Annotated in this window: 10 protein-coding genes; all 10 read right to left on the bottom strand. The window is 69.8% G+C overall.

Translation table 11 applies throughout. The features are described from left to right. Nucleotides 1-2: 2 nt before the first annotated feature. On the bottom strand, nt 3-5,804 hold the full coding sequence (locus MT346_RS06385; protein WP_243561980.1) for an Ig-like domain-containing protein: 5,802 nt from the start codon (nt 5,802-5,804) through the stop codon (nt 3-5). Beyond that, nucleotides 5,801-7,213, bottom strand: coding sequence for a serine/threonine-protein kinase (locus MT346_RS06380; RefSeq protein WP_243561979.1), 1,413 nt, complete (start codon nt 7,211-7,213; stop codon nt 5,801-5,803). Before MT346_RS06380 ends, MT346_RS06385 begins: the two co-directional genes overlap by 4 nt. Before the next feature lie 131 nt (nt 7,214-7,344). Next, nucleotides 7,345-8,166 (bottom strand): PP2C family serine/threonine-protein phosphatase, encoded by an 822-nt coding sequence (locus tag MT346_RS06375; RefSeq protein ID WP_243561978.1) that lies wholly within the window; start codon nt 8,164-8,166, stop codon nt 7,345-7,347. 3 nt (nt 8,167-8,169) lie between these two features. Then, nucleotides 8,170-8,835, bottom strand: a complete 666-nt coding sequence (locus MT346_RS06370; RefSeq protein ID WP_243561977.1) for an FHA domain-containing protein — start codon at nt 8,833-8,835, stop codon at nt 8,170-8,172. A gap of 56 nt (nt 8,836-8,891) precedes the next feature. After that, nucleotides 8,892-9,446 (bottom strand): hypothetical protein, encoded by a 555-nt coding sequence (locus MT346_RS06365; protein ID WP_243561976.1) that lies wholly within the window; start codon nt 9,444-9,446, stop codon nt 8,892-8,894. Nucleotides 9,447-9,541: 95 nt separating this feature from the next. Beyond that, a complete protein-coding gene (locus MT346_RS06360; protein ID WP_243562127.1) occupies nt 9,542-10,294 on the bottom strand; it encodes a YaaA family protein in 753 nt (250 codons plus the stop codon). A 14-nt stretch (nt 10,295-10,308) separates the two neighbouring features. Continuing rightward, nucleotides 10,309-10,572 carry a F0F1 ATP synthase subunit epsilon gene (locus tag MT346_RS06355; protein ID WP_056124084.1) on the bottom strand — a complete coding sequence of 88 codons (264 nt, stop codon included), beginning with the start codon at nt 10,570-10,572 and terminating at the stop codon, nt 10,309-10,311. 1 nt (nt 10,573) lies between these two features. After that, entirely contained in the window at nt 10,574-12,028 is a 1,455-nt protein-coding gene (atpD, locus tag MT346_RS06350; protein WP_065959250.1) for a F0F1 ATP synthase subunit beta, read from the bottom strand. 47 nt (nt 12,029-12,075) lie between these two features. Further along, nucleotides 12,076-12,978 carry a F0F1 ATP synthase subunit gamma gene (locus MT346_RS06345; RefSeq protein WP_243561975.1) on the bottom strand — a complete coding sequence of 301 codons (903 nt, stop codon included), beginning with the start codon at nt 12,976-12,978 and terminating at the stop codon, nt 12,076-12,078. Continuing rightward, entirely contained in the window at nt 12,979-14,607 is a 1,629-nt protein-coding gene (gene atpA, locus MT346_RS06340) for a F0F1 ATP synthase subunit alpha (RefSeq protein WP_243561974.1), read from the bottom strand. Nucleotides 14,608-14,706: the final 99 nt, after the last annotated feature.

Genomic DNA, 14,706 nt, shown 5'->3' with positions numbered 1-14,706 from the left:
GGTTAGTTGCCGTTTGCCGGGGTGACATCGCGACTGGCGTACCCAGGGTCGGTGTGTCCGTCGACGGTAGCGCTCACGCGCACCTCAACCGCTCCGACCGGCACGGCATCGGATGGACCGTACGCGCCGCCGTTGTCCGGCTTCTGGTCCGTGCAGCTGACGATGCCGAGGAGCCCAGGCGTGCAGTAGACGATGCGGTAGGCGCTGGGAGCGAATTCGGCATTGCCGTTGTTCGGCGCGTTGATGACCGGCGCCTGGCCCTCGACAGCACTTGCGATCGAAGCCCGCGTCGTGAACGCAGTGGATCCAGGCAGCGTCGTCGAGGCGCAGTAGTCGTCCGCGGTCGCGCAGGTCGTGAGGACGACGTTCGTCGGTACGCCGAAGCCAGCGCCGGAGCCGAGGTCTGCGGAGCCGTCGAAGCCGACCCGCGGGCCTCCGTTGACGGAGTAGTACAGGTAGTCGCCGTCGCCAGAACCGGTGAGGGTGATGCCGTAGTCCTGCTTGGGCAGACCATCGGTCGGAACCGTCGCGGTGCCCGTCGGAGCATCGGGCGTCTGGTACCCCTGGACGCTCGCGACGTCGGAGGACGTGCAGAACAGCCCGTTGTCCGCAAGTGCGACGTAGCGGTACTGGCTCGAGATCAGATCCGTCGCCGTGGTGGCGTTCCAGACGTACTCGGAACCCGACGTCGAGCACCCGGGTGGGATCGGGGCGTCCGCTCGGTACTTCACGATGCGCATCGAGGTCCCGCCCCCGCCCCAGTCGGACTCCGACGCGGTGAGGTTCACAGCGGTGCGGCCGCCTTGCGGGTTGCCCGTGGCGGACAACACAGGCTTCGCAGGCGATCCGACGGCGGTACCGCTGGCGGACGCGGCGTTCCACTGCACGACCGTGTTGTCGCGGTCGGCACCGTTCCGCGCCGAGACCGTGACGGTGTATTGCGCCGCGCTCTGCGCCCCCTGGAACGTGGTGCTCGTGGCGGTGCCGGTGTTCCTGGTGGTGGACAGCCCCGGGCCCTGGATGCTCACGACGTAGTTCGACACCGGGGTGCCGTTGTTCGGGGTGGCGACGGGGTCCCACGAGACGTCGAGCTGGTTCGGCGTCGACTTGTCCGCCGACACCGTGATGCCCTTCGGCGGCGCGGGCACGAAGTCGGCACTCATGGGCGCAGACTGCTGCGACGCGGCCGACTGGCCGATCCCGTTGACCGCCACGACGGTGAACCGGTAGGTCGCCTTCGGGTCCAGGCCGGTGATCGTGCACACCGTCGCGAGTCCGCAGTCCTTCGCGATGCCGTTGGTCCCCGTGACCCGGTACCCCGTGATCGCCGAGTTGTTCGCCTGGGGCGAGGACCACGTGAGCGTCACCTGGCCGCCGTCGTAGGAACCGGTGCGCGTCGGCGCTCCGGGCGCGTCGGGGACGTCCTGCACCGAGATCGTGACGTCGCCCCAGACGTACCGGTCCGGGTCGTTGGTGGCATCGGCGACCTGGTACTGCAGGTTGGTGTTGACGGGTTTCGCCGAGTCGGACACGGCGACCTGCAGTCGGGACTTGTCCGCGCTGGGCGTGATGGTCACACCGGACGGCAGACCGCCGGCGAGCCCGCGGATGGCGACGACCCGCAGGCGTTCGTCCGGGAACGGGTTCGTCGGCTGGTCGTTCGCCAGGACGTCGATCGTCGTGGACTGTCCACGCTTCGCGACCGCGCTGTCGGCACCCGGCTGCACGAGCGGACGGTTCGAGGCGACGATCCCCACCGAGACCACCCCGGAGCGTCCGGCGTTCGTGGCGTCGGCGACACCGATGCCGATCGAGGCGGTGGTGTTCTTCTGCGCGGTGTCGGCGACCGAGATCGTCAGACGCTGCCCGGAGACCGTCGCGGTGGTGCCCGAGGCCGGCTGGCTGACCACGGAGTACTTGAGTTCCGGCAGGTCCTTCGGGTACGGGTAGTCCGTCAGGCGCGTCAGGTCGACGGTGCGCGAGTCACCCGGCTGCAGCTCGATGGACGAACCGGTGAACGCCGGCGGCTGGTTCGATCGTGGTTCGACCTTGATCGGCAGCACGAGCGTCGCGACTCGGCCCTTGCCGCCGTTCGCGCTGGACCCGTCGGTGACCTCGAACGAGATCGACGCGTTGCCGTAGTAGAGCTTCGCGGAGGTGAACACCAACGTCGAACGGTCCGCGGTCAGCGCGTCTCCGTTGGCGTGGGTCGCCTTGACCGAACCGGTGTCGGTGACGCGAGCGGTCTGGCCGTTCGCCGTGACGACGTACTCGGACAGCGGGATCCGGACCGTCGCTTCGCTCTTGACGGTGATGGCGCCCGCGGATCGGTTGACCTGCGGAAGGGCGTCGTCGAAGCCGGGAACGTGGATGAACCCGTACGACACGATGTCGGGGTGGTCCTTGCGGGCGACGGAGAACGGGATGACCTGCGAGTCGTCCGTCAGCGTGACGACGATCCTGCCGTCGCTGGTGGCCCGCGCGTCCTCGCCGTAGCCGTCGACCACGCCGACGGTCAGCTGCGAGGTCGAGCCCTCGGCGAAGAAGACGTTCTTCAGCACGTCCACCGTGACGTTCTGGCGGTGCAGGATGTCCTGCAGGTCGAGGGTGGTGTCGTCGACCTCCGGCCGGAGGGGTTGGGCATCCTCGTCCACGGTGACGGTCAGGAACGCCGTGCTCGCACCACCGTTCTGGTTGGACGCGGTGTACAGCACCGCGAAGTCCCCGCTGGTGGCGCTCTTCGGCGGGGTGACACGGATCTCCTGCCCGCGGAGCACCTTCGCCCGGACACCCTGCGCGGTGGGCTCGGCCTTCGACACGGTGAGCTGTCCGCCCTCGGGATCGGAGTCGTTCTGCAGGACCCGCACCGTGACGGATCCCCCGGGGCGGATCGTGACGTGGTCGGCTTCGGCGACCGGGTTGGACGCCTGTTCGGCCCGCGGCGCGATCCCGACCCGGACGGTGCCGGTGGCCCGGGCGCCGAGTGCGTCGACGACGGTGTAGGTGAACTCGTCGGTACCGGCCGAGTAGTCGCCTGCGTCGTAGGTGAGGGCGTCGGACCCGACGTCGCTGACCGAGCCCTTGTCCGGGTTCGACGCGACCCCGACCAGCTGCACGGAGTCACCATCGGGGTCGATCCCGTTCAACGGGATCGAGACACGGACGGACTGCCCGGCGACGACCCGTGCGGTGACCGTCTGCGGGACGGGCGGGTTGTTCGTGGCGTTGTCCTTCTCTCTGACGGAGATGGACACCGCTGCGTCGGCGGACTGCCCGTCGGGGCCGGCCACGCGGTAGACGGCGGTGTAGTTGCCCGGCGTCGTCGGTGCCAGGTACCGCAGGTGGTCGCCGGAGACGAAGAGCAGGCCACCGTCGCCCGGGACGTTCTGCACCAGGTTCGGCTCGAGCGTCAGGGGCTCACCCTCGGGCTGGGTGTCGTTCGCCAGGACGTCGATGTCGGCCACGTCGCCCACGCGCACCGTGGCGGAGTCCGGCTGCGCGACCGGGGGCTGGATGCGGTCCGGCTTCGGGATCTCGACGACCGTGACCGTGCCGGTCGACGACGCCAGTCCGTTCGTCTCGGTGTACGTGAAGGTGACCGGGCCGTCGAGCGGCGCGGTCAGGGTGGTGCGGACCGTGTGCTGGTCGAGGATGCTCGTCTGCACCCCCGACGCGCGGTCCGGTCCGTCGAGCGCGGTGACCAGCAGCACGCCGCCGGCCGGGTCGATGTCGGTCGCGGTGACGTCGGTGTCCTTGGTCGACAGCGTCGTGACGAACACGGTCTTCGGCGTGGTGATGGGCGCCGTCGACGCGTCCGGTGGACGCAGGATCGTGATGCGGACGACGCCACTGGCGGTCTTCGTGCCGTCGGTCACGGTGTACTCGACCTGGTGGTCGCCGAGGGCGGAACTGTCGACCCGGAAGGTCCCGGCGTCGTAGCTCGGCGCGATCGTGACCCCGTTGGTCGAGGACACGCTCGTGAGCGTGACGGTGCCGTTCCCGCCCCGCACGTGGTCGAGCGGGCCGACCGAGAAGCCCTTGCCGGCGTACCCCTGCACGGCGAAGGCGTCCGCACGCAGGGGCACGTTGCCCTGCGCGGCGACGTGCACGGTCAGCGAACCCCGACCGTCGGCACGCCCGTCGCTCACCACGAGCTGCACGCTGCGGTCGCCGGTGCGGCCGCTGGTGTTCCGGAAGTCCAGCAACCCGTCGGGTGTGGTCGACACCTGGTCGCCGTCCGCCGCGGAGGCCGACTTCAGGTAGACGGGGTCGCCGTCGGGGTCGACCCAGTCCCCCAGGACGTTGCTCGAGACGTGCCCGTTGCGCACGACGTCGGCGCTGGTGTCGCGGACCTGTCGCGGCGCGGAGTTCTCGGACTCCGGTCGGACCGACACCCGGACGGCGGCGCTGGCCGAACCGCCGTTGCCGTCCGTGATGGTGTACCGGAACGAGACGGTGCCGGTCGCGCTGTCGGCCAGCGCGATCTGCAGGCGCTGGCCGTCGTCGACGATCGCGACCGAGCCGTCGGCACGGTCGACGCCGTCGACCTCGCTGATCACGATCGGGTCACCGTTGGGGTCGTAGTCGTTGAGCAGGACCGGGAGGCTCGTGGTGCGTCCGGGACGCGCGCCCAGGTCGTCGTCGACCGCCACCGGCGGCTTCTGGTCCTTCTCGACCTGCGGGTCGTCGTCGGAGACCTGCTCGCGCTGCTGGTCGTCGTCCCGCTTGATCAGGTCGGACCAGTTGTCGATGAGCTGACCGCTGCGGTCGATCGCCCACGACCGACCCGTCGCGGGGTCGTTGGCGACGACGGTGTCGCCGTTGTGCACGATCGTCAACGCGGCGGCGCCCGGCACCCGGTCGAGCTGCTGCAGGGCCCTGCCGTCGCAGGTGTCGACGGCTTGCCCACCGCTCCACGCGCCGTAGGTGCAGGTCCCGTCGACGTACGGCCGCGCCGCACGGCCGGAGACGGCCAGCTGGGTGGCAGCCACCGAACCCGACGGCGTCACCCGCACCATGCCAGCGGCACCGGCGACGACGACGTCATCGCCGGAGCCGGACGAGTGCTGCAGTGCCGGGGAGCTGCCCACACGGTCACCGAGGTCGACCGTGTCGCCGTCGATCGCGAGTCGGCCGTCGGTGCGGTCGAGCACCGCCACGTGCCCGCCGACGGTCGCCACCTGGAAGTCGTCCGCACGGTCCATCCGCACGGGCCACTTGCGCACCACGGACGGTGTCGTGCCGAGCTGGACCAGCGACGCGGTCGCCGTCTTCGGTGAGTAGACCGCCACGTGGTCGTCCGACGCATCGAACACCGCGTCGGCGCCGAGCGTGAGGTCGGCCTTCGTCGAGGCGTCGAACTCCTCGAATCGGTCGGTCGGGGTGGTCCACAGTTCACCGGTCTCCTGGTTGCCGATGACCGCAGTGTTGCCGGCGAAGAAGACAGTGGGTGACCCGGACGGCAGCGTGACCGCGTCGCCGACGGTCGCATCGGCCACGTCCACCTTGGCGATCGTGCCCTTGGTCTCGTCGACGCTGTAGACGGTGGAGCCGCGCTGCAGGACCGACAACGTGTCGGTGGAGGCCTCGATGGCGGTGTTCAGCTGCAGGACCGCGGTGTTCGCCCGGCCGACGGCACCGTACTGCGCCGAAGGCACCCACACCGTGCCGTCACCGAGGTCGACGCGCTGCGTGTGGTAGCCGCTCGAGACGACCGCCGCGCCGGTGACCAGCGCGGCGACGAGCACCGACGCGCCCACCGTGACCGCGGCCGACCGGTGCTGGGCGAGGAGTCGGCGGATCACGATCCGCTGCCGATCGTGGCGCACCGTTGGGCGCTCGCCACCCCGGTCTTGCCGTCGCGGTTGACGGCGACGGAGATGCACTCCTCGTCACCTCGGGCACCCGAGACCACGAACGAGGTGCCGGACTGCTGGCTCGACGAGCCGTTCGAGGTGATCACGTAGGTGTCGCCGGACTCGATCCCCGGGTCGGACCACCGGAAGGTGACGGACTGCGTCGTGGAGGACGCGCGGATGTCGGAGACGGTCGGGATGGCGCCCGTGCCCACCCGGGTCACCGCGATGACCGTCGTCACTGCGAGGGCGGCGACGACCACGGCCGCGGCCGTCGACACCCACACGATGGTGCGACGTGACCGTCGGCGGCTCATCGTCATCGAACCCGTGCGGTGCACGGTCCCGACGCTGCGGGACCCGGTCGCCGCGACGCCACCCTGCACCGCGCGACGGGTCCGGCGCCGCCGGCCCACCCGCGACGGGGGCTGCAGCTCGCGCACGACCGTGCGGTCACCGTCGGGGGTCGGCATCGCGACGGCCCACGACTCGACGGCGACGTCAGCGGGCGTCTGCGGGACGCCGAGTTCGGCCTGCACCTGCTGGAACCCACGGACGAGTTCCATCACGGTGGCCGGACGCTGCTGGACCTTCCGCGACATCGCCGTCGCGAGCAGGCGCTCGAGCGACGGCGGTACGTCGGTCCGACCGGTGGGCTTGACGCCGCCCTTGTCGATCCGGCTCATCAGGTCGGACGCGCCGTTCTTGCCGCCGGGCACCTCGAAGGGAGACCGACCGGCGACGAGCGAGAACACCGTCGCCGCCAGCGAGTAGACCTCGGACTGGATCGTGCCGCGGGACTCGTCGATCAGGACCTCGGGTGCGGACCACGGGATGGACATGCCGATGGGCTCGTCGGGGTCGGCCTCGCCGATGGTGGCGGCGATGCCGAAGTCGGAGAGCACCGGGTTGCCGTAGGCCGTGAGCAGGATGTTCGACGGCTTGATGTCGCGGTGCAGGACGCCCTCTCGGTGCGCCGTCTCGAGCGCGGAACCGATGCGGATGCCGATCGACAGGACCTCGGACACCGGGACGGGTGTGCGGCGGTACCGTTCGCTGAGCGAGGACGAGCAGAGCTCCATGACCAGGTACGGTCGACCGTCCGACGCGACACTGGCCTGGAACACGGTCAGGATCGAGGGGTGCGTGCTGAGCCGGGCCATCAGGTTGGCCTCGGACTGGAACATCTGCCGGACCCGGTCGTCGACGACCTCGTCCAGCAGCACCTTCACCGCGACCTGGCGGCGGGGCATGTCCTGTTCGTAGAGGAACACGTCGGCGAAACCGCCGGACCCGAGGACGTGGACGGGGCTGAAGCCGGCGATGACCGGAGGCGTGGACGGCAGGCGTCGCGCCATGGTGCCCTTCCTCCCCGGCCGGCACGGCCAGTCGTTCGTCGCGGCATCCCAGTCTACGAGCCACGCTCGGCGGGACCGTCGTGCCCACCGGCACGAGGGGCCCCCTGGGTCCCCCAGTTCGGGGGCCCTGGTCAGGGTCGAGGAAGCGTGTCCTCGAGGTCGGTGTCGGCGGGTGCTCCCTCGACCTGCAGGACCACGACGGTCACGTTGTCGCGTCCCCCGGCGACGAGGGCGTCACCGACCAGGCGTTCGGCGAGCTCCTGCGGGTCGTCGACCTTGGCGGCGATGCGGCTGATGCCGGCGTCGCCGATCTCCTTGGTGAGTCCGTCGGAGCAGATGATGTACCGGTCTCCGGTCCGGAGCGGCAGCGTCCACCAGTCGGGCTCCGGCGGCTCCCCGAACCCGACGGCCCGCGTGATCACGTTGCTGTCCGGGTGGGCCTCGGCGTCCTCGGCACGCAGCACGCCGGCGTCCACCATCTCCTGGACGACGGAGTGGTCGACGGTGATCCGGCGGAGCGTGCCGTTCTCGACCCGGTAGGTGCGCGAGTCGCCCACGTTGAAGACGAGCGCGGCCGGCTGCCCCTCGGCCGCCACGAGCGCGAGCCCGGTGACGGTCGTACCGGCGCCGATCGCGTTGCCGCCCGCGGCGCGTTCGATGTCGGCGGTGGCGAGCAGGAGGGCGTGCTGGATCGACTGCCGCGACCCGAAGGGCCCGTCCGCTGCGTCACCGAGCCGGCGCACGACCGCGTCACTGGCGCGGTCACCGGCGAGGTGCCCGCCCATGCCGTCCGCGACGACGAAGAACGGCGCTTCGACGATGTAGCTGTCCTCGTTGTGGTCACGACGACGACCGATGTCGGTCGCGGCACCCCACGAGAGGGTGAGCGTGGCGCCGCCCGCTCCGGGGACGTCGATGGTGTGGGCGGCGGCGGCTCGGCCGAGTTCGGTCACGTGTCAGGATCGCTCTCTGGTGGTTCGGGGCGTGCCGGTCAACTGCGTCGGGGGCGCCACACGGGGCGGTGGGAAGCCGTCCACAGGTGGAGTCGCTCGGAGGTGCGGCGAGAGGATCTCGATGGCGATGCCGTCCCCGATCTCGACTACCGTACCCGTCAGTGCGACGATCGACGCGCCTGCCGCCATCCGGTACGGCGGCGCGCCGGCGGGACGGACCACGGTGCCGTTGGTCGACCGCAGGTCCTGGACGACGACCGCTTCGCCCTCGGCGTGGACGAGCACGTGCGACGACGACACCTGCCCGAGCGCTGACGGCACCGTCACCAGGACGGGTTCCGGTCCGCGGACGATCCGTGGCAGCGCGGGTCGCCGACCGATCACGACCGGTCGGTCGAGTCGGAAGCGTCGGTCGGCCACGCGGATGGACGGCACGCGTTCCCGCACCGGTTCGCCCTGGGCGGGGAGGACCGGGGGGCCGTCCGGCACACCGGCGGCCCGACGTCCGGTCGGGGGTCGCACCGCCCCGGCGTGGCGGATGACGGTGTCCCCCAACGGGTCCGGGGCTGCCGCGGGAGCCACTCGCAGCACGGTGTCGTCGGTCTGGTCCGTCGAGGCCACGGTGGGTTGCGACGCGCGACGGATGACCGTGTCGTCGTCGTCGCGCACGCGCTGCCCCTTCTCGCGGTGTTCCGACGAGCGTAGACGATGTGGTGCGCACGGCGTCACTCGTCCCAGGTCGGCGCGCTGCCGGCGAGGACCGATCGCAGCACCAGTGCCGCCATCGGGTCCGACGGAACGGCGTCGAGCGCGTACTCGGCGCGCACCTGGGCGCGTGGGGCGGAACCGAGAGCCCAGGCGCACCACGCCCCGAGCGCGAGTGCGCCGGCGACCCCGACGCGTTCGTCGCGAGGCGACCCCTCGGCCTTCCAGGTGTGCCACACCGCCGCACACCGGTCGCCCGCGACACGGACGCGGTCCGCGTCCGGCTTCGGTCCGAGGCCACGCAGTGCCTGCGGTGGGGCATCGCGCAGCGCGTCGTACGGCTGGACGGTCCGTGCGGTGACGACGTCGTGCCCGGCGAGCACGCGAACCAACGCCATCCTGGTGGCGAGCGCCCCGCACGCCGTGGCGACAGCCGCGGCGGTCGCGGTCGTGACGGTCGGCGGGCCGGGCGCGACGAGCGCGACGGCTGCAGCGGGGAGGGTGACCGCGGCCGCGATCTCGCGCGGGTAGCGCACGTACTGGTCGGTGTCCGATCGGAGTGTGACTGGGTTCATGCCGACATCGAACCGTGATCGGAGCCTCCCGATCGGTCATCGTCCCGCCCTGTGGAGAACCGCACCGATCGACGCAGGATGTGGAGGGGCGGCCGTCAGGCCGTGACGGGTTGCAGGCTCTCGGCGACCAGTTCCCACGTGCCGTCGACCCGGTCGACGACGACACCGTTCAGGCGAGCCCAGTCCACCAGGTCGTCCATCGACCGGACGTCGGCGCCCGTCCTGGCCAGCAGTGCCACCAGGCGGCCCTTCGCGGTCTTGTTCCAGTGGTTCAGGGCCTTCCGGCGGCCGCTGCCGTCCACACTCACCACGCGGAGCACGACCGCATCGTCGACCGGACCGAGCGCGCGGTAGCCCTCGGACCGCAGGTCCAGCACCAGCCCGCTCGACCGCGACGACAGCGCGCGCGATGCGCGCACCGGCCAGTGCGACGCGAGCCGCAGCGACCCCAGGCGCGAGTCGTGCGACAGGCGGTACGCCGGGATCAGATCACCACCGCCGATCGGACCGAACATCGCTGACTGCACGACGACGTGGCGGTACCACCAGGACCGGGTGACGGACGACGCCGACCGCGAGTCCAGCGGGTCGTAGAGCACACCCGTGTACCGGTCGATCGCCGGCATCGTCGGGGCCGTGTCGAGCACCAGGTTGCGGTACCGCTCGGCGATCGACTTCGGCCCGAGCTTGAGCGCCGTCCGCGCGGTGGACTCCTCGGAACTGACGGAGCGGGCCGCGGTGATCACCGCGGCCCGCTCTGCAGCCAGTTCCGGGAACGAGAGGGCACCCAGGTCGAGGGTGCTGCTCGGGTCCCCGCCCTCCCGCTTCGTCTCCGAAGGCGGGAGCAGGACGGTCAGTCCGGTCAGGACGCCAGCGCGGCCTGCCGCGCCACGATCGTGACCGTGTCGTGCTCGACCGACAGGAAGCCGTCCTCGGCGTCGACCGCGACGGTCGACCCGTCGGCCCGCGTGATGCGGACCTGACCCTGCGCGAGGATCGCGAGCATCGGCTCGTGCCCCGCGAGGATGCCGATCTGGCCCTCGGTCGTGCGTGCGACGACCATGGTCGTGTCGCCCGTCCAGACCTCGCGGTCCGCCGAGACGACACTCACGGTGAGACCCGCCATGTCAGCGGTTCTCCTTCTGGATCTGTGCCCACTTCTCTTCCACGTCGTTGATGCCACCGACGTTGAAGAACGCCTGGGTCGCAACGTGGTCGAACTCGCCGTCGGCGATGGCGCGGAAGGACTCGATGGTGTCCTTGAGGGGCACCGTGGAGCCCTCGACACCCGTGAACTTCTTCGCCATGTAGGTGTTCTGCGAGAGGAACTGCTGGATACGACGGGCGCGCTCGACCGTGATCTTGTCCTCTTCGGAGAGCTCGTCGACACCGAGGATGGCGATGATCTCCTGCAGCTCCTTGTTCTTCTGGAGGATCTGCTTGACGCGCGTCGCCGTCTCGTAGTGGTCGGCGCCCAGGTACCGGGGGTCCATGATCCGCGACGTCGAGGTCAGCGGGTCGATGGCCGGGTACAGACCCTGCGAAGCGATCTCACGCGACAGCTCGGTCGTGGCGTCGAGGTGCGCGAACGTGGTGGCCGGAGCCGGGTCGGTGTAGTCGTCAGCCGGCACGTAGATCGCCTGCAGCGAGGTGATCGAGTGACCACGCGTCGAGGTGATGCGCTCCTGGAGCACACCCATCTCGTCGGCCAGGTTCGGCTGGTAACCCACGGCGGACGGCATGCGGCCGAGCAGCGTCGAGACCTCGGAGCCGGCCTGCGTGAAGCGGAAGATGTTGTCGATGAACAACAGCACGTCCTGCTTCTGGACGTCACGGAAGTACTCCGCCATCGTCAGCGCCGACAGCGCCACGCGGAGACGGGTCCCCGGCGGCTCGTCCATCTGGCCGAACACCAGGGCCGTCTTGTCGAAGACCCCGGCCTCTTCCATCTCACCGATCAGGTCGTTGCCCTCACGCGTGCGCTCACCGACACCGGCGAACACCGACACACCACCGTGGTCCTGCGCGACGCGCTGGATCATCTCCTGGATGAGGACGGTCTTGCCGACACCAGCGCCACCGAACAGACCGATCTTGCCACCCTGCACGTAGGGGGTCAGGAGGTCGATCGACTTGATGCCGGTCTCGAACATCGAGGTCTTGGACTCGAGCTGGTCGAAGGCCGGGGCCTTGCGGTGGATCGGCCAGCGCTCGGTGATCTCGAGCTTCTCGTCGGTGTTGAGCACGTTGCCCAGCACGTCGAAGACCTTGCCCTTGGTCACGTCACCGACGGGGACCGAGATCGGGGCGCCCGAGTCACGGACTTCCTGACCGCGGACCAGGCCGTCGGTCGGCTTCAGGGAGATGGCACGGACGAGGTCGTCGCCCAGGTGCTGCGCGACCTCCAACCCGATCTCCTGCGACGAGTCACCGATGGTGATCGTCGTGAACAGGAGGTTGTACATCTCCGGGATTGCGTCGTGGGGGAACTCGATGTCGACGACGGGGCCCGTGACACGGGCGATCCGGCCGACACCGGGCGCCGACGACGTCTCGACCGCGGTGGTTGCGGTGTCGGTCATGGCTGGTGCCTTCCTGAGGGTGGGTAGGTGTCCGCGAGCGACGCGGACTACTTCTTCTTCGACGAGAGTGCGTCGGCGCCGCCGACGATCTCGGAGATCTGCTGGGTGATCTCCGCCTGACGCGCGTTGTTCGCGAGTCGGGTGAAGTCACGGATCAGCGAGTCCGCGTTGTCGCTGGCTGCCTTCATCGCCTTCTGGCGGGCGGCGTGCTCGGAAGCAGCCGACTGCAGCATGGCGTTGAAGATGCGGCTCTCGATGTAGACGGGGAGCAGCGAGTCGAGCACCGCGTCGGCGTCCGGCTCGAACTCGTACAGCGGCAGCGGCTCGTCGTTCGTCGGTTCGTCGACGCCGTCGACGACCTCGAGCGGCAGCAGACGCACGACCTGGGGTTCCTGCGTCGCCAGGCTGAGGAACCGGTTGAACACGATGTGGATCTCGTCCACACCGCCCTCGGCCGTGTCCTGCAGGAACTTCGCCACGACGGCGTCGCCGATCTCCTTGGCCGTCGAGAACTCCGGCTGGTCGGTGTTGCCGACCCACTGCTGCTCGGACGGACGCTCACGGAAGGCGAAGTACCCGACGGACTTGCGGCCCACCAGGTAGTAGACGACGTCCCTGCCCTCGCTGCGGAGCAGGGAGGCGAGCTCCTCGCCCTGCTTGAGGACGTTCGTGCTGAACGCGCCGTTCAGGCCGCGGTCCGACGTGAACAGCACCACGGCTGCGCGCGTCGAGGACTCGGGCTCGGTGGTCAGCACGTGGTCGACGTTCGAGAACGTCGCCACGGCGGACACCGCCCGCGTCACGGCCCGTGAGTACGGGCCGGACGCGGCCATGCGGGCCTGCGCCTTCTGGATCCGCGACGCCGAGATCAGCTCCATGGCGCGCGTGACCTTCTTCGTGGTCTTCGCCGACTTGATCCGCTGTCGGTAGACCCGGACCTGCGCTGCCATCTAGCGACGACCCTTGACGATCTGCTCCTGGTCGACGTCCTCGGCGTCAGCCGCCTGGACGTTCTCGGCCCCGAGCGTCTTGCCGTCGCTCGTCTGGAAGCTCTTGGTGAACTCGTCGATCTGCTTGGCCATCTCGGCGACGGTGTCGTCGCTGAGCTGGTTGGTCTCACGCAGGGTGGTCAGGACGTCCGAGTTGCGACGCAGGTGGTCGAGGAGTTCGGACTCGAAGCGCAGCACGTCGTTCACCGGGACGGTGTCGAGCTTGCCGTTGGTGCCGGCCCAGATCGAGACGACCTGCTCTTCGACCGGGTACGGCGAGTACTGCGGCTGCTTGAGCAGCTCGGTCAGGCGGGCGCCGCGGTCCAGCTGACGACGGGACGCCTGGTCGAGGTCGGACGCGAACATCGCGAACGCCTCGAGCGAGCGGTACTGCGCCAGCTCGAGCTTGAGCGTGCCGGAGACCTTCTTGATCGACTTCACCTGGGCGTCACCACCGACGCGGGACACCGAGATGCCCACGTCGACGGCCGGACGCTGGTTCGCGTTGAACAGGTCCGACTGCAGGAAGATCTGGCCGTCGGTGATCGAGATCACGTTGGTCGGGATGTACGCCGAGACGTCGTTCGCCTTGGTCTCGATGATCGGCAGACCCGTCATCGAACCGGCGCCGAGCTCGTCGGACAGCTTCGCGCAACGCTCCAGCAGACGGGAGTGCAGGTAGAAGACGTCACCCGGGTAGGCCTCGCGCCCCGGCGGACGACGCAGCAGCAGCGACACGGCGCGGTAGGCCTCGGCCTGCTTGGACAGGTCGTCGAAGATGATCAGGACGTGCTTGCCCTGGTACATCCAGTGCTGGCCGATGGCCGAACCGGTGTACGGGGCGAGGTACTTGAAGCCGGCCGGGTCGGAGGCCGGGGCGGCGACGATGGTGGTGTACTCCATCGCGCCGGCGTCCTCGAGCGCACCCTTGACCGAGGCGATCGTGGAGCCCTTCTGGCCGATGGCGACGTAGATGCAGCGGACCTGCTTGTCCTCGTCACCCGACTCCCAGTTGGCCTTCTGGTTGATGATCGTGTCGATCGCGATCGCCGTCTTGCCGGTCTGGCGGTCACCGATGATCAACTGACGCTGGCCACGGCCGATCGGGATCATCGCGTCGATCGCCTTGATGCCGGTCTGCAGCGGCTCGTGCACCGACTTGCGCGACATGACGCCGGGCGCCTGCAGCTCGAGGGCACGACGGCCCTCGGCCGGGATCTCGCCGAGACCGTCGATCGGGGCGCCGAGCGGGTCGACGACACGACCGAGGAAGCCGTCGCCGACCGGGGCCGAGAGGACCTCGCCGGTACGGGTGACTTCCTGGCCTTCTTCGACGCCGGCGAACTCGCCGAGCACGATCGCACCGATCGAGTCTTCGTCGAGGTTCTGCGCGAGGCCGAGCGTGCCGTCCGCGAAGCGGATGAGCTCGTTGGCCATGACGCCGGGGAGGCCTTCGACGTGGGCGATGCCGTCACCGGCGTCGGTGACGTGCCCGACCTCGGCCGTGGAGGCCTTCGTCGGCTCGTAGTTCGAGACGAAGTCCTTCAGGGCATCACGGATCTCATCGGGGCTGATGGTGATGTCTGCCATGGGATTTTCCTTGTTGGTTTCCGGGGCCCTGCGGCTCCGAGAGGGTGATGCTGCCCGGTGGGACAGATCCCGTTGTGGACTTGGGGTGACGGGTACTTA

The sequence above is a fragment of the Curtobacterium sp. VKM Ac-2922 genome, assembly GCF_022815645.1.
Lineage (GTDB): Bacteria > Actinomycetota > Actinomycetes > Actinomycetales > Microbacteriaceae > Curtobacterium.
Note: the sequence above shows the minus strand (reverse complement) of the source record. Positions and strands in the feature narration are given on the sequence as shown.